Source organism: Streptomyces sp. LS1784, assembly GCF_020103755.1.
In the GTDB taxonomy this organism is placed as follows: Bacteria; Actinomycetota; Actinomycetes; order Streptomycetales; family Streptomycetaceae; genus Kitasatospora.
The window spans coordinates 21938-37274 of sequence record NZ_JAHSQD010000023.1; the positions used below are offsets into that span (position 1 = coordinate 21938).

At 71.8% G+C, this 15337-nt stretch carries 13 protein-coding genes; all 13 read right to left on the reverse strand.

All coding sequences use genetic code 11. The features are described 5' to 3' along the window. Positions 1 to 211: 211 nt before the first annotated feature. The gene (locus KS423_RS05470) at positions 212 to 1672 is read right to left on the reverse strand and encodes a glutamate synthase subunit beta (protein ID WP_224275502.1); all 1461 of its coding nucleotides are present in this window, start codon (positions 1670 to 1672) and stop codon (positions 212 to 214) included. Next, positions 1665 to 6305 (reverse strand): glutamate synthase large subunit, encoded by a 4641-nt coding sequence (gene gltB, locus KS423_RS05475; RefSeq protein ID WP_224275537.1) that lies wholly within the window; start codon positions 6303 to 6305, stop codon positions 1665 to 1667. The genes KS423_RS05470 and gltB overlap by 8 nt, the downstream gene beginning before the upstream one ends. 418 nt (positions 6306 to 6723) lie before the next feature. Beyond that, on the reverse strand, positions 6724 to 7461 hold the full coding sequence (locus KS423_RS05480; protein ID WP_224275505.1) for a VIT1/CCC1 transporter family protein: 738 nt from the start codon (positions 7459 to 7461) through the stop codon (positions 6724 to 6726). 147 nt (positions 7462 to 7608) lie between these two features. Further along, the gene (gene lgt, locus KS423_RS05485) at positions 7609 to 8580 is read right to left on the reverse strand and encodes a prolipoprotein diacylglyceryl transferase (RefSeq protein ID WP_224275508.1); all 972 of its coding nucleotides are present in this window, start codon (positions 8578 to 8580) and stop codon (positions 7609 to 7611) included. A 119-nt stretch (positions 8581 to 8699) separates the two neighbouring features. Next, the gene (locus KS423_RS05490) at positions 8700 to 9563 is read right to left on the reverse strand and encodes a thioredoxin domain-containing protein (RefSeq protein ID WP_224275510.1); all 864 of its coding nucleotides are present in this window, start codon (positions 9561 to 9563) and stop codon (positions 8700 to 8702) included. A gap of 50 nt (positions 9564 to 9613) precedes the next feature. Next, positions 9614 to 10123 carry a MauE/DoxX family redox-associated membrane protein gene (locus KS423_RS05495; RefSeq protein ID WP_224275512.1) on the reverse strand — a complete coding sequence of 170 codons (510 nt, stop codon included), beginning with the start codon at positions 10121 to 10123 and terminating at the stop codon, positions 9614 to 9616. Positions 10124 to 10704: 581 nt separating this feature from the next. Further along, a complete protein-coding gene (gene trpA / locus KS423_RS05500) occupies positions 10705 to 11529 on the reverse strand; it encodes a tryptophan synthase subunit alpha (protein ID WP_224275515.1) in 825 nt (274 codons plus the stop codon). Between the two features lie 2 nt (positions 11530 to 11531). After that, positions 11532 to 12794 (reverse strand): tryptophan synthase subunit beta, encoded by a 1263-nt coding sequence (gene trpB / locus KS423_RS05505; protein WP_224275517.1) that lies wholly within the window; start codon positions 12792 to 12794, stop codon positions 11532 to 11534. Positions 12795 to 12873: 79 nt separating this feature from the next. Continuing rightward, entirely contained in the window at positions 12874 to 13023 is a 150-nt protein-coding gene (gene trpM / locus KS423_RS48390; RefSeq protein WP_374119904.1) for a tryptophan biosynthesis modulator TrpM, read from the reverse strand. Between the two features lie 9 nt (positions 13024 to 13032). Next, on the reverse strand, positions 13033 to 13839 hold the full coding sequence (gene trpC / locus KS423_RS05510) for an indole-3-glycerol phosphate synthase TrpC (protein ID WP_224275520.1): 807 nt from the start codon (positions 13837 to 13839) through the stop codon (positions 13033 to 13035). 260 nt (positions 13840 to 14099) lie between these two features. Beyond that, entirely contained in the window at positions 14100 to 14540 is a 441-nt protein-coding gene (locus tag KS423_RS05515) for a DUF2752 domain-containing protein (RefSeq protein WP_224275521.1), read from the reverse strand. Positions 14541 to 14642: 102 nt separating this feature from the next. Continuing rightward, positions 14643 to 14906, reverse strand: coding sequence for an HGxxPAAW family protein (locus KS423_RS05520; protein ID WP_224275523.1), 264 nt, complete (start codon positions 14904 to 14906; stop codon positions 14643 to 14645). A 136-nt stretch (positions 14907 to 15042) separates the two neighbouring features. Further along, positions 15043 to 15337, reverse strand: a 295-nt coding sequence (locus KS423_RS05525; RefSeq protein ID WP_224275525.1) for a Trp biosynthesis-associated membrane protein, incomplete at its 5' end; no start/stop codon positions are given.

The window sequence follows — 15337 nt, forward strand, 5'->3', positions numbered from 1 at the left end:
TCCCCCGGTGTGCTCCGACGCCTCCCGATCGCCGCAAGCCGAGCGGACCTTCCCCGGAGAACGCGACGGCGCCCGCCCTCCAACTGGTCGGGGAAGAGGGCAGGCGCCAGGAGACCGCGTTGGCCCGGCGACACTGGCGGGGGCAGCGGGTTGAGCTCCCGGCGATGCGGCGCCGGGCGTTCGGTGGGGGCCGGTCGGGACCGTCCGCCCGTCAGACCACCAGGGGGCGGTCCGTGGGCCGGATCGGGGCCGGAAGCGGGGTCTTGCCGCCCAGGTATCCGTCCACCGCGGCGGCGGCCGAACGGCCCTCCGCGATGGCCCAGACGATCAACGACTGGCCACGGCCGGCGTCTCCGCAGACGTACACGCCATCGACATTGGTGGCGAACCGGCCATCGCGGGCAATGTTACCGCGCGCGTCGAGGTCCACTCCCAGCTGCTCGACCAGCCCGTTCCTCACGTCCGTCCCGGTGAAGCCCATGGCCAGGGTGACCAGCTGCGCCGGGACGGCCCGCTCGGTGCCCGGCACCGGCTCGAACCGGCCGTCCTTGAACTCCACCTCGACCAGGTGCAGTTCCCGGACGTTGCCGTCCTCGTCGCCGCTGAAGTGGGTGGTGCTGACGGAGTAGATCCGCTCGCCGCCCTCCTCGTGCGCGGAGGTGACCTTGTACGTCATCGGCATGGTCGGCCACGGCTGGTGGCCGGGCCGCTCCTCGCCGGGCCGCGGCATGATCTCCAGCTGGGTGACGGAGGCCGCCCCCTGCCGGTGCGCGGTGCCGACGCAGTCCGCGCCGGTGTCGCCGCCGCCGATCACCACCACGTGCTTGCCCTTGGCGCTGATCGGCGACTCGACGAAGTCGCCCTCCTGCACCTTGTTGGCCAGCGGCAGGTACTCCATGGCCTGGTACACGCCCTTGAGCTCGCGCCCGGGCACCGGCAGGTCGCGGGCGGTCGTGGCGCCGGCCGCGACCACCACGGCGTCGAAGCGCTCGCGCAGCTGCTGCCCGGTGATGTCCTCGCCGACGTGCACGCCGGTGCGGAACCGGGTGCCCTCCGCCCGCATCTGCTCGATGCGGCGGTTGATGTGGCGCTTCTCCATCTTGAACTCGGGGATGCCGTAGCGCAGCAGTCCGCCGATCCGGTCGGCCCGCTCGTACACCACCACGGTGTGCCCGGCCCGGGTGAGCTGCTGGGCGGCGGCGAGGCCGGCCGGGCCGGAGCCCACCACGGCGACGGTCTTGCCGGACAGCCGCTCGGGCACCTGCGGGGTGACCCCACCCCGGTCCCAGGCCTTGTCGATGATGGTGACCTCGACGTTCTTGATGGTCACCGCGTCCTGGTTGATGCCGAGGACGCACGCGGACTCGCACGGGGCCGGGCACAGGCGGCCCGTGAACTCCGGGAAGTTGTTGGTGGCGTGCAGCCGTTCGATCGCCCCGGCGAAGTCGTCCCGGTAGGCCAGGTCGTTCCACTCGGGGATGAGGTTTCCGAGCGGGCAGCCGTTGTGGCAGAACGGGATGCCGCAGTCCATGCAGCGGCCGGCCTGCTTGGTGATGATCGGCAGGAGGCTGCGCTCGACGTAGACCTCGTTCCAGTCCTTGATCCGGACGTCGACCGGGCGGCGCTCCGCCGGCTGCTTGGGCGTGGTCAGGAAGCCCTTGGGGTCAGCCATTAGCCGCCTCCATCATCTTGCGAGTGGTCTCGGCCTCGGAGAGGCCATCGCGCTCAGCGGCGTCCTTGGCGGCGAGCACTGCCTTGTAGTCGGTCGGCATGATCTTGGAGAAGCGGGAGACCCCACTGCCCCAGTCCGCCAGGAGTTCGGCGGCGACGGTGGAGCCGGTCTCCTCGTAGTGCTGCTGCACGGTCTCGCGCAGCCAGTCGCGGTCGGCGGCGGTGGGGGCCTCGATGCCCACCATGCCGTCGTTGACGTTCGCGGGGCGCAGGTCCAGGACGTACGCGATGCCGCCGGACATGCCCGCCGCGAGGTTGCGTCCGGTCTCGCCGAGGACGACGACCCGGCCGCCGGTCATGTACTCCAGGCCGTGGTCGCCCACGCCTTCGACCACCAGGGTGGCCCCGGAGTTGCGGACGGCGAAGCGCTCGCCGGCCTTGCCTCGCAGGTGGACGCGGCCCGAGGTGGCGCCGTAGCCGATGGTGTTGCCGGCGATGACGTGGTTCTGCGCGTCGTTGCCGATGGCCGCCGCCTCGCGGGCCGGGCGGACGACGACCACGCCGCCCGAGAGGCCCTTGCCGACGTAGTCGTTGGCGTCGCCCTCCAGGCGCAGCGTCACGCCGCGCGGCAGGAACGCGCCGAAGGACTGCCCGGCGGAGCCGGTGAAGGTGACGTCGATGGTCCCCTCCGGCAGGCCCTCGCCCCGGTACCGCTTGGTCACCTCGTGGCCGAGCATGGTGCCGACCGTGCGGTTGACGTTGCGGATCGGCAGCTGGATGCGGACGGTGTCGCCGCGCTCCAGGGCGTCCTCGGCCAGCGCGATCAGCTGGTTGTCCAGGGCCTTGTCCAGCGCGTGGTCCTGGGTGGTGGTGCGGTGCCGGGCGGCGCCCTCGGGCAGCGCCGGCACGTGGAACAGCGGGGCGAGGTCCAGCCCGGCCGCCTTCCAGTGGTCGATCGCGGCGCGGGCGTCGATGTGCTCGGCGTGGCCGACGGCCTCCTCGATCGAGCGGAAGCCCAGCGAGGCCAGGATCTCCCGGACCTCCTCGGCGATGAACTCGAAGAAGTTGACCACGAATTCGGGCTTGCCGGAGAACCGCTCGCGCAGCACCGGATTCTGGGTGGCGACGCCGACCGGGCAGGTGTCCAGGTGGCAGACGCGCATCATGATGCAGCCGGAGACCACCAGCGGGGCGGTCGCGAAGCCGAACTCCTCGGCGCCGAGCAGCGCGGCGATCACCACGTCGCGGCCGGTCTTCAGCTGGCCGTCGGTCTGGACGACGATGCGGTCGCGCAGCCCGTTGAGCAGCAGCGTCTGCTGGGTCTCCGCGAGCCCGAGCTCCCAGGGCCCGCCCGCGTGCTTCAGCGAGGTGAGCGGCGAGGCGCCCGTCCCGCCGTCGTGCCCCGACACCAGGACGACGTCCGCGTGCGCCTTGGACACACCCGCGGCGACCGTCCCGACGCCGACCTCGGACACCAGCTTCACGTGGATGCGGGCCGCGGGGTTGGCGTTCTTGAGGTCGTGGATCAGCTGCGCCAGGTCCTCGATGGAGTAGATGTCGTGGTGCGGCGGCGGCGAGATCAGGCCGACACCCGGGGTGGAGTGCCGGGTCCTGGCGACCCACGGGTACACCTTGTGGCCGGGCAGCTGGCCGCCCTCGCCGGGCTTGGCGCCCTGGGCCATCTTGATCTGGATGTCGTCCGCGTTGACGAGGTACTCGGAGGTGACGCCGAACCGGCCGGAGGCGACCTGCTTGATCGCCGAGCGGCGCTCCGGGTCGTACAGCCGCTCCGGGTCCTCGCCGCCCTCGCCGGTGTTGGACTTGCCGCCGAGGCGGTTCATCGCGATGGCCAGGGTCTCGTGCGCCTCGCGCGAGATCGAGCCGTACGACATGGCGCCGGTGGAGAAGCGCTTGACGATCTCGGAGACCGGTTCGACCTCCTCGACCGGGACCGGCTCCCGCCCGAGGCCGTCCAGCTGGAACAGACCGCGCAGCGTCATCAGCCGCTCGGACTGCTCGTTCACCCGGTCCGTGTACTGCTTGAAGATGTCGTACCGGCGGTTGCGGGTGGAGTGCTGGAGCCGGAAGACGGTGTCCGGGTCGAACAGGTGCGGCTCGCCCTCGCGGCGCCACTGGTACTCGCCGCCGATCTCCAGCGCGCGGTGCGCGGCCGGGATGCCGGAGGCCGGGTACGCCTTGGCGTGCCGGGCGGCCGTCTCGCGGGCGATCTCCTCCAGGCCGATGCCGCCGAGCTTGGTGGTGGTGCCGGCGAAGTAGCCGTCGACCAGGTCCTGGGAGAGGCCGATGGCCTCGAAGACCTGGGCGCCGCGGTAGGAGGCGACGGTCGAGATGCCCATCTTGGACATGACCTTGAGCACGCCCTTGCCGAGCGCCCTGATCAGGTTCCGGATCGCCTTCTCGGGCTCGACGCCCGCGATGCCCCCCTCGTTCAGATACGTGCCCTGGGCGACCAGGTCCTCGACCGACTCCATCGCCAGGTACGGGTTGACCGCCCCGGCGCCGTAGCCGATCAGCAGCGCGACGTGGTGCACCTCGCGGACGTCGCCCGCCTCGACCAGCAGCGACACCTGGGTGCGCTGCTTGGTGCGGATCAGGTGGTGGTGAACGGCCGAGGTGAGCAGCAGCGAGGGGATCGGCGCGTGCTCGGCGTCCGAGTGCCGGTCGGAGAGCACGATGATCCGGGCGCCGTCGGCGATCGCGGCGTCGGCCTCGGCGGCGATCGCGGCCAGCCGGGAGGCCAGGCCCTCGCCGCCGGAGGCGACCTTGTAGAGGCCGGAGAGCGTGACGGCCTTGAGGCCGGGCTGGTCGCCGTCGGCGTTGATGTGGACGAGCTTGGCCAGCTCGTCGTTGTCGATCACCGGGAAGGTGATGCCGACCGAGCGGCAGGAGGCGGACTCGGCGGCCAGCAGGTTGCCCTCGGGGCCGAGGTTGGACAGCAGCGAGGTGACGAGTTCCTCGCGGATGGCGTCCAGCGGCGGGTTGGTGACCTGCGCGAAGAGCTGCACGAAGTAGTCGAACAGCAGGCGCGGCCGCTCGCTCAGCGCGGCGATCGGCGAGTCGGTGCCCATCGAGCCGAGCGCCTCGGCGCCGGTGCGCGCCATCGGCGCGAGGATGACCCGCAGCTCCTCCTCGGTGTACCCGAAGGTCTGCTGGCGGCGGGTGACGGAGGCGTGGGTGTGCGCGATGTGCTCGCGCTCGGGCAGCTTGGCGAGCTGGATCTGCCCGGCGCCGACCCACTCCTCGTACGGGTGCTCGGCGGCGAGGGCGGACTTGATCTCCTCGTCCTCGACGATCCGGCCCTCGGCGGTGTCCACCAGGAACATCCGGCCGGGCTGGAGGCGGCCCTTCTTGGCGACCTTCTCCTGGTCGATGTCGAGCACGCCGACCTCGGAGGAGAGGACGACCAGGCCGTCCTCGGTGATCCAGTACCGGGCCGGGCGCAGGCCGTTGCGGTCGAGCACGGCGCCGATCTGGGTGCCGTCGGTGAAGGTGACGCAGGCCGGGCCGTCCCAGGGCTCCATCAGGTTGGAGTGGTACTGGTAGAAGGCGCGGCGGGCCGGGTTCATGGTGGCGTGGTTCTCCCACGCCTCCGGGATCATCATCAGCACCGAGTGCGGCAGCGAGCGGCCGCCGAGGTGGAGCAGTTCCAGGACCTCGTCGAAGGAGGCGGAGTCGGAGTGCTCCGGGGTGCAGATCGGGAAGATCCGCTCCAGGCCCTGCCCGTTCCTGTTGGCGGGGATGAGGTCGGTGGCCAGCTGCGACTCCCGGGCCCGCATCCAGTTGCGGTTGCCCTTGACCGTGTTGATCTCGCCGTTGTGCGCGACGAAGCGGTACGGGTGGGCGAGCGGCCAGCTCGGGAAGGTGTTGGTGGAGAACCGCGAGTGCACCAGGCCGATGGCGGAGGCGTAGGTGCGGTCCGACAGGTCGGGGAAGAAGGGCTCCAGCTGGCCGGTGGTCAGCATGCCCTTGTAGACGATGGTGCGCGCGGACAGCGACGGGAAGTACACCCCGGCCTCGCGCTCGGCGCGCTTGCGGACCACGAAGGCGACCCGGTCCAGCTCGATGCCGGCCTTGCCGTCACCGGCCGGGCCCTGCCCGGCGGGCTCCGACGCGAGGAAGAGCTGGCGGAACCGCGGCATCACGCTGCGCGCGGTGGCACCGAGCAGGTCCGGGGTGACCGGCACGTCGCGCCAGCCGAGGACGGTCAGCCCCTCTTCGGCGGCGATGGACTCGATCCGCGCGACGGCGGCGTCGGCCTCGTCCGTGTCCGGCAGGAAGGCGATGCCGACGGCGTAGGACCCGGCCGCCGGGAGTTCGAAGGAGACCTTCCCGCGCAGGAAGGCGTCCGGGATCTGGGTCAGGATGCCCGCACCGTCACCGGAGTCCGGCTCGGCGCCGGTGGCGCCGCGGTGCTCCAGGTTGCGCAGGACGTTCAACGCCTGCTCGACGATGGTGTGGTCGGCGATGCCGGTCAGTGTGGCGACGAAACCGACGCCACAGGCGTCGTGCTCGTTCCGCGGGTCGTACAGGCCCTGGGCAGCAGGTCGCGCATCCGGCACGAGCGCGTACGGCCGGCGGGCGGCGCCGGCCTGGGGCTCGTTGGCGGAGTGCATGGATGCAGACAGCATCGGCTCTCCCGTCGTCGTCTTTCGGCAAGTGGTGCAAGGAGGGACGACGTTGGCCCTGATGCGATGGTGCGGTGTCGTGCAAGTTACATGATGCCCGTGATCCCGAGAAGCGGAATACCCCGTCCACATGGCGGGATGATGCGCTGGTCAGGGGCTGTGTGAGGAGGACGTGCCACAGTGCACGTCCCGACGATTGTGCCCAACCGTCCACGGCCTGAAACAGGGGCGAAACCGGATCGCCACCGGAGCCGATCATGGGCGCCTGCGAATCCATCTCGGGAGCCCGTCCGCGGTTGCGAATCCGCGGCACGGGGGCCCGAATGATGAGACTAGGCCAGGCGTTGCCCGATGCCCATGTGTGAAACGTCACTCACTGTCCAGCATAACCATGCACGGTTGCCGGTCACCCCACGTGGCCGCCGATCAGCCACCCGAGCAGGTAGGTCACCCCGGCCGCCGCACTGCCCAGCACCAGCTGCCGCAGCCCGCTGAACCACCAGCTGCGCGCCGTCACCCGGGCCACCACCGCGCCGCACAGGAACAGCCCGGCCCCCGCCAGAAGCAGTGCGGGCAGCAGCGAGGTCGCCCCCAGCAGGTACGGCAGCAGCGGCAGCAGCGCACCGAGCGCGAAGAACAGGAACGACGAGCCGGCCGCCACCAGCGGCGAGGGCAGCTCGGTCGGGTCGATGCCCAGCTCCTCGCGGGCGTGCACCTCCAGGGCCAGCTCCGGGTCCGCGGACAGCTGCCGGGCCACCTCGTGGGCCAGCTCCGGGTCCACCCCGCGCGAGACGTACAGCTGGGCCAGCTCGGCCAGCTCCCCGTGCGGGTTGCGGCTCAGCTCCAGCCGCTCGGCCTCGATCTCGGCCTGCACCAGCTCCCGCTGCGAGGCCACCGAGGTGTACTCCCCCGCCGCCATCGAGCAGGCGCCGGCCGCCAGGCCCGCCAGCCCGGTCAGGATCACCGTCCCGTTGGACGCCGCACCGCCGACCACCCCGGTCATCAGCGCGAAGTTGGACACCAGCCCGTCCACCGCACCGAACACGGCCGGCCGCAGCCAACCGCCGTTGACATCCCGGTGGTGGTCGGCCGCGGGTATCCGGGGCTGGTGTCCGGCATCGGCTTCCACAGCGATCGCACTCATCGTCGTTCCCCTCCGTCGTCGTTCGTCAGCCCCGAACGTAGCCCGTCTGACCTGGGCATTTCCAGCAAAGTAAGGCTGTCCGAACACCACTGAGGCCACCCTTCGCAAACCTCGCGAAGGGTGGCCTCAGCCGGGGGAAGTCCCAGGTCAGATCGGGTTCCTGGCGTCCTCGCCGACCGCTTCGGCGGCCACCTTCTCGTCCTCGGGCTCCGCGGGCTTGCGCGGTACCGGCTTCCCCCTGCCCTTCTCGTCGCTCTTCCCCTCGGCCTGGGCGTCCTCCGCCACGTGCGCGGCCGGATCGATGCTCGCCGGATCCTCCCGCCCGGGCCGCTTCTTCCCCACGATCACGAAGTACGCCACGGCGCCGATGAACACCGCGATGGACACCCAGTCGTTCAGCCGGAGGCCGAGGTAGACGTGCGCCTCGTCGATCCGCAGCCACTCGGTCCAGAACCGGCCCACCGTGTACGCGGCCACGTACAGCGCGAACACCCGGCCGTGGCCCAGCTTGAACCGGCGGTCCGCCCAGATCACCAGCAGCGCGACACCGACGCACCACAGCGACTCGTACAGGAAGGTCGGGTGGTAGACGCCCTTCACGACTTCGCCGTCGGGCAGCGTCCTGTTGATCTCCAGGCCCCACGGCAGGGTGGTCGACCGGCCGTACAGCTCCTGGTTGAAGTAGTTGCCCCAGCGGCCCAGCGCCTGCGCGAGCGCGATGCCCGGCGCGATGGCGTCGGCGTACGCGGGCAGCGGCACGCCCCGGCGTCGGGCGCCGATCCAGGCGCCGACCGCGCCCAGTGCGACCGCGCCCCAGATGCCGAGGCCGCCCTCCCAGATCTTGAGGGCGTCCCAGGGGTTCTTCCCCTCGGCGAAGTACAGTCGGCCGCCGTCGGTGATCACGTGATACAGGCGGCCGCCGACCAGGCCGAAGGGCACGGCCCACACGGCGATGTCGCCGACGGTGTGCTTGGCGCCGCCCCTGGCGACCCAGCGCTTGCTGCCGAGCCAGACGGCGACGACGACACCGAGGATGATGCAGAAGGCGTAGGCGCGCAGCGGGATCGGTCCGAGGTACAGGACGCCCCGCGACGGGCTGGGAATGTAGGCGATATCCATGGCAGTTCCGACGCTACAGGGTCCGAAGGCCCGCTCGGACACCCTTGGGGTCACAGAAATCGAACAACGGGCGGCGCCGCCCCCTCCGGACGGGGAGGGGGCGGCGCGGCGGAACGGGCTCAGCCGGCCGTCGGCGACGGGTTGTTCGCCTCCGACGCGGTGCTGGTCGGCGCCGGCGTCTGCCCGTGCGAGCCCGCCGTGCCCAGCTGTTTGCCCTGGTTCGCGGCGTCCACCCATTTCACCAGGTTCGCCGGGGTGATCTCCTCGCTGCCGTTCTTCGGGTAGATCGGCTGGCCGTTGAGCAGCACCGTGGGAGTGGACTTGAAGCTGGACTTGTCGAAGTCCTGCTGCACCGCGGACACCCACCCACCGAACTTGTTCTCCTTGACGCAGGACTGGAACTCGGGCGTGTCCAGGCCGTTGACCTGCTTGGCCAGGCCGATCAGGACGGCCTTGTCGGCGAAGGCGTCGTTGGTCTCGTCCGGCTGGTTGCGGTACAGCACGTCGTGGTAGTCGCGGAAGTGCCCGGCGTTCTGGGCGCAGCCCAGCGCGTTGGCGGCCGTCCTGGAGCCCTTGCCCCCCGCGGCCCGGTCGATGAACGACACGATGTGGTAGTTCGTGTAGATCTTCCCGCCGTCCTCCAGCTGGTCGATGGTCGACGAGAACTCGCGCTCGAAGGCGCCGCAGGCGGGGCAGCGCGGGTCCTCGTAGACCGTCAGGACGGCGGGCGCGTTGCCCGCGCCGACCGGGATGACCAGGTTCTTGTCGCCGATCGTCCCGGCCGGGGCGGCGGTCGGCGTCTCCGGCTTGGAGCGCTGGTTCTGCACCACGACGCCGACGATCACCGCGGCGGCGATCACCGTGAGCACGGAACCGCCCACGATCAGCTTCTTCCTGCGCCGGGAGGAGACCTCCTCGGCCGCCCGGTGCTCCTGCATCCGCTCGCGGGCGGTGCGCTTGCCTTCTCGGTTCTTCTCGCTCATTGCCTTGACATCCACGGTCGGGGCCTTCGTCGGGTGCAGGGATGTGGGGGTCAGCTCGCCAGCCAGCGGTCCACCGACAGCCGGGTACGGGGCCGCCACAGCAGCCGGCCGGCCAGCAACAGGAACCCGGTGTCGCGCAGGATCTCCTGGAGGTACTTCGTCTGGGACTCGTCGACGTGCCCGCCGCCGCCGAAGCAGCCGCAGTCGATCGAGATGCCGCGCGACCAGGCGGAGGCGATCCCGGCGATGAAGGCCAGCAGCAGCAGCGCGGAGACTCCGGCCACCAGCCGGACACCGAGGCCCACCAGCAGCAGCAGCGCCAGCGCCAGTTCCAGGAACGGCAGGCCGTAACCGACCGGCTTGACCAGGCCCTCGGGCAGGATCTCGTAGGCCCGGACGGCCTGCGCGGCCTCCGCCGGGTCGGAGATCTTCGCCAACCCGGCCCACCCCCAGACCACCGCGAGGCCGAGCCGGACGACCGTGCCGAGCCACTCACTCCAGACCGGCACCGGCCGGCCCGCCGTCGACGTGGGCGCGGAGCCGTCGGGCTGCGCGACCATCAGGGAACCCCCCTCGGGAAACTCGTTCACTCCCTGATGAACCGTCAGAGGCGGAGGGTGGTTCCTCCGTATTCGGGAATTAAGCCTGGTGGGTGACGTTCTGTCCGAACAAACCGAACATCCGCACGTCAGCGACACCCCGCCGGCCACCCCGCCTCGAACAGATCCGGATGTCGAGCCGCCTCCGCACAGGCCACCGCCTCCCGCTCCGCCCGCTCGGCCCCCCGCTTGGCCAGCGCGTGCCCCACCTGGGCATGCACCCCGACCGCACCACCCAGCACCAACACGGCGGCCGCCGCCCGCAGCAGAACGGCCCGCTGGAGACCCCGCACCGGCTTACCCCTTCCACTCACCCCCACAACCGTTCGTGTACTCGTCCCTCCTCTCAACGTCGGTCAACCCCGGCTGATGCGTGTCCCCACTCTTTGTTCACCCGTTCGGGTCCGCACCCCCACCGCCTCCCCACCCCGCCCGTCCCACCCACCCCCACCCTCCCGAAAGCCCACCCCAGCCCTCAAAGCCCGGCGGCCCCCCACTCCCGAAGGAGTGAGGGGCCGCCGGTCCGGCGTTTCCACCGCGCGTCAGCGCCTCCGCACGCCCGAAGCCAGCTCCCCCGCCAGCCCCCGCACGGCATCCAGCGCCGCCGCCTCGTCCTGGCCCGCGGCCAGGATCCGCTTCACGAACGCCGACCCCACGATCACCCCGTCCGCGAACCGGGCGACCTCCGCCGCCTGCACCGCGTCCGAGACCCCGAGCCCGACACAGACCGGCAGGTCCGTCGTCGCCCGGGTCCGAGCGACCAGGTCCTCGGCCATCGAGCCGACCGCGGTCCGGGTCCCGGTCACGCCCATCACCGCGGCCGCGTACACGAACCCGCTCCCCGCCGCCGTGACCTCCGCCAGCCGCGCGTCCTTGCTGCTGGGAGCGACCACGAACACGGTGTCCAGTCCGTGCTCGTCCGCCGCCTTGCGCCACTCCTCGGACTCCTCGACCGGCAGGTCCGGCAGGATGCATCCGGCCCCACCCGCGGCCGCCAGGTCTGCCGCGAACCGCGCCACGCCGTAGCGGTCGACGGGGTTCCAGTACGTCATCACGAGCACCGCCGCCTCGGGGTGCGCAGCGGCGACCTCCTGGACGGTCCGCAGCACGTCCTTGATCCGCACACCGCCCCGCAGCGCGATGTCGTCGGCGGTCTGGATGACCGAACCGTCGAGCACCGGGTCGGAGTGCGGCAGCCCGACCTCGACCACGTCGCAGCCGCCCTCGATCAGCGCCTTGATCGCCCGGATGCCGCCGTCCACGGTCGGGAACCCGGCCGGCAGGTATCCGATCAGCGCGGCCCGGTCCTCCGCCTTGGCGGCCGCCAGCCTGCCACTGAGCTTGCCGGCACTCGGCTTGGAAGTCATGATCACTTACCCCCCTCGGCGGAGCCGTTGCCCGAGCCGTCGGTCTTCTCGTCATACAGCCCGAAGTACTCGGCCGCAGTGTGCATGTCCTTGTCCCCGCGCCCCGACAGCGAGACCAGGATGGTCGCCTCCGGCCCGAGCTCGCGCCCCAGCTCCAGCGCCCCGGCGAGCGCGTGGGCGCTCTCGATGGCCGGGATGATCCCCTCGGTACGGGACAGCAGCCGCAGCGCCTGCATCGCGGCGTCGTCCGTGACCGGCCGGTACTCCGCCCGTCCGGTGTCCTTCAGCCAGGCGTGCTCCGGCCCGACCCCCGGGTAGTCCAGCCCCGCCGAGATCGAGTGCGACTCGATGGTCTGCCCGTCCTCGTCCTGGAGGACGTACGTCCGGGAGCCGTGCAGCACCCCCGGGTCCCCCTTGGTGAGGGTGGCCGCGTGCCGGGGCGTCTCGGCGCCCTCGCCGGCGGCCTCGCAGCCGATCAGCCGCACCCCGGCGTCCGGGATGAACTCGTGGAAGATCCCCATCGCGTTGGAGCCGCCGCCCACACAGGCCACGACCGCGTCGGGCAGCCGCCCCGTCCGGTCGAGCACCTGCTGCCGCGCCTCGACCCCGATGATCCGGTGGAAGTCCCGGACCATCATCGGGAACGGGTGTGGCCCGGCAACCGTGCCGAACAGGTAGTGGGTGGAGTCGACGTTGGCGACCCAGTCCCGGAACGCCTCGTTGATGGCGTCCTTGAGCGTCCGGCTGCCGGACTTGACGGCCACCACCTCGGCGCCGAGCATCCGCATCCGGGCGACGTTGAGCGCCTGGCGCTCGGTGTCGACCTCACCCATGTAGATGGTGCAGTCGAAGCCGAACAGCGCGCAGGCGGTCGCGGTGGCCACGCCGTGCTGGCCGGCGCCGGTCTCGGCGATGATCCGGGTCTTGCCCATCCGCTTGGTGAGCAGCGCCTGGCCCAGCACGTTGTTGATCTTGTGCGAGCCGGTGTGGTTGAGGTCCTCGCGCTTGAGCAGGATGCGCGCGCCGCCCGCCTCGGCGGAGAAGCGGTGCACGTCGGTCAGCGGGCTCGGGCGCCCGGTGTAGTCCTTCAGCAGCGCGTCGAGCTCGGCGGCGAAGGCCGGGTCGGCCTTGGCCTTCTCGTACTCCTCGGCGACCTGCTCGACCGCGGCGACCAGTGCCTCGGGGATGAAGCGGCCGCCGTACGCGCCGAAGTAGCCGCGCGCGTCCGGCACCTGGGCACCGGGCAGGTAGTCCTTTTCGGACATGGTGTTTTCCCTTGACGAAGACGGAGATGAACGACGATGACGTCTGACCGGCCGAGGATCCGGCCGATCGGCTGGTTCCTCAGCCGGACGTCACGCGCCATCGCCGCCCCGGCACCTGCCCGGGCTCGCACCCGATGACGTACCGCACCCGACGCCCCAGCACCCGGCGTGCGGGTGCACGGCAGCCGCGCGGGCGGCAGCCGGGGGCGAGTCGGGTGGCGATCTTCATCGGGTGGCGTCAGTCCTTGTGCCGGACGGCGGGGTGGGCCCCGGCGGCGACCAGGTCGGCGACCGCCGCCCGCGGGTCCTTGCCGGTCACCAGGGATTCGCCGACCAGCACCGCGTCGGCGCCGAGGTTGGCGTAGTTGATCACGTCCAGCGGGCCGCGCACGCCGGACTCGGCGATCTTGACGATGCCCTCCGGGATGGCGTGGGCGACGTTCTCGAAGGTGTTGCGGTCCACTTCGAGCGTCTTCAGGTTGCGCGCGTTGACACCGATGATCCGGGCGCCGGCGTCCACCGCGCGCTTGATCTCCTCCTCGTCGTGCACCTCGACCAGCGGGGTGAGGCCGATCGACTCGGCACGCTCGATCAGCGACACCAGGGCCGGCTGGTCGAGGGCCGCGACGATCAGCAGCGCGAGGTCGGCGCCGTGCGCGCGGGCCTCCCACAGCTGGTAGGCGGTGACGATGAAGTCCTTGCGCAGCAGCGGGGTGTCCACCGCGGCGCGGACGGCGTCCAGGTCGGCCAGCGAACCGCCGAAGCGGCGCTGTTCGGTCAGCACGCTGATCGCGGCGGCACCGCCGGCCGCGTAGTCGACCGCCAGGGCGGCCGGATCCGCGATCGAGGCCAGGGCGCCCTTGGACGGGCTGGAGCGCTTCACCTCGCAGATCACCCGGACCCCGTCGCCCCTGAGGGCGGCGACGCCGTCCTTGGCCTCCGGTGCCTTGGCGGCGAGTTCCTTGAGCTCGTCCAGGGAGACCCGGGCCTGCCGCTCGGCGAGGTCCTCGCGGACCCCTTCGATGATCGAGTCGAGCACACTCACTCAGGAGCCCCCATCTTTTCTGCCAGTTGGCCAGCACGAGCCGGCGGGCGACAGCCCACCAGCTCTTCGATGGTATCGGCACCCGGGGGCGGGGGGCGCATCGGTTCGAACCGCGTCTCGCGGACCGGACGCCCGTTCCAGCGGTCCTCAGCTGCGCTTTCACCGGCCCCGCACCGGTTTTCGGACGGACTTGGGGCCGATTGCGGCCGGTGGCCGGGAAGCGCGGTTCGGTGGCCGGGAAACACGCTTCGGCGGCCGGCTCAGACCAGCGGCGGCGCCAGCCCCGCGCCGACCGGCGAGTTCCGCACCACCGTGAACACCAGCACCAGCAAGGCGATCAGCGCCCAGCGCCGGACCCCGACGGTGATCCGGGGCGGCGGCCCGCCGGTCAGCGCGGCCCAGGCCCAGCGCAGCCAGAGCACCGCCAGCACGCCGAACAGCAGGACGGCGACGGCGTTGTCGTGCAGGGCGCCGGTGAGGTCCCCGTGGGTCAACGCGTGGACGCAGCGCAACCCCCCGCAGCCGGGGCACCACCGGCCGGTGGCGGTCAGGAACGGGCAGTCGGGGTAGTGCCCGGGGGTGTTCGGGTCCACCACGGCGACGTACGCGGTGGGGACGGCCACCGCCGCCAGCGCGGTCAGCGGCGGGCTCAGCCGGCGCAGCACGGGCGGCAGGGCGGAGGCGGTGGGGGCGGCGTTCACGCCCCGATTCTGCCCGGGTCGGGCCCGGACACGACGAAACGGCGGGCGTGGCGCGCCCGCCGTTCCGATGTACGACAAACGTGTGGTGCGACGAGCCGGTCGTCAGGCGGCGACGGCGGCGCGAGCCTCACGGGCCGCGAGCTGCTCCTCGGTCGACTTGTAGACGTTGGCGCTGGCCTGCTGGCCCATGCCGGCGAGGGACATCGCCTTGCCGACCACACCGCCGGCCAGGACGACCGCCAGGCCGACCCACACCAGCAGCACCGACGGCAGGATCATCGCGACGCCCGCGACGCCGAAGCCGACGAAGGAGATGACGACGCCGGTCCAGGCGGCGGGGGTGTGGCCGTGTGCTGCTGCTGCCATCTGAATGGTGCTCCTTGGCTCTCGGGGCCCGGCCGGGCCTGCGGGGCCGCCGGCGGGTTGACGGGTTCCATTGTGCCGGGCCACACATCGGTGACCCAAAGCGGGTGGCGGGTCTATCGCGTCACATGCGCGCAGCTCACACCGCGGTCGGGTCCTCGCCGCGGTCCAGCGCCTTCCACAGGTCGCCCGGTGTGTCGGTCCTCGCCGGGGTCCGGCGGGTCGGAGCCTCGTAGCGGCTGCCCATGGCCGGCCAGCCCCGCCCGTAGCGCAGGGTGAGCAGTCCGGCGAGGGCCAGCAGCACCCCGCCGACCAGCGCGACCCAGGGCCACCCGGTGTGCGCGACCTCGGTGGCCGCCGAGCCGCTCAGCGCCAGCTTGCGGGCGGCCTCGGCGTCCAGCGCGGCGGTGTCGCCCGCCCCGGCCACCGAGGCG

Coding starts and splice junctions, on each gene's coding strand:
- KS423_RS05470 (WP_224275502.1), bottom strand. CDS start 1,672: ATGGCTGACCCCAAGGGCTTCCTGACCACGCCCAAGCAGCCGGCGGAG.
- gltB (WP_224275537.1), bottom strand. CDS start 6,305: ATGCACTCCGCCAACGAGCCCCAGGCCGGCGCCGCCCGCCGGCCGTAC.
- KS423_RS05480 (WP_224275505.1), bottom strand. CDS start 7,461: ATGAGTGCGATCGCTGTGGAAGCCGATGCCGGACACCAGCCCCGGATA.
- lgt (WP_224275508.1), bottom strand. CDS start 8,580: ATGGATATCGCCTACATTCCCAGCCCGTCGCGGGGCGTCCTGTACCTC.
- KS423_RS05490 (WP_224275510.1), bottom strand. CDS start 9,563: ATGAGCGAGAAGAACCGAGAAGGCAAGCGCACCGCCCGCGAGCGGATG.
- KS423_RS05495 (WP_224275512.1), bottom strand. CDS start 10,123: ATGGTCGCGCAGCCCGACGGCTCCGCGCCCACGTCGACGGCGGGCCGG.
- trpA (WP_224275515.1), bottom strand. CDS start 11,529: ATGACTTCCAAGCCGAGTGCCGGCAAGCTCAGTGGCAGGCTGGCGGCC.
- trpB (WP_224275517.1), bottom strand. CDS start 12,794: ATGTCCGAAAAGGACTACCTGCCCGGTGCCCAGGTGCCGGACGCGCGC.
- trpM (WP_374119904.1), bottom strand. CDS start 13,023: ATGAAGATCGCCACCCGACTCGCCCCCGGCTGCCGCCCGCGCGGCTGC.
- KS423_RS05520 (WP_224275523.1), bottom strand. CDS start 14,906: ATGGCAGCAGCAGCACACGGCCACACCCCCGCCGCCTGGACCGGCGTC.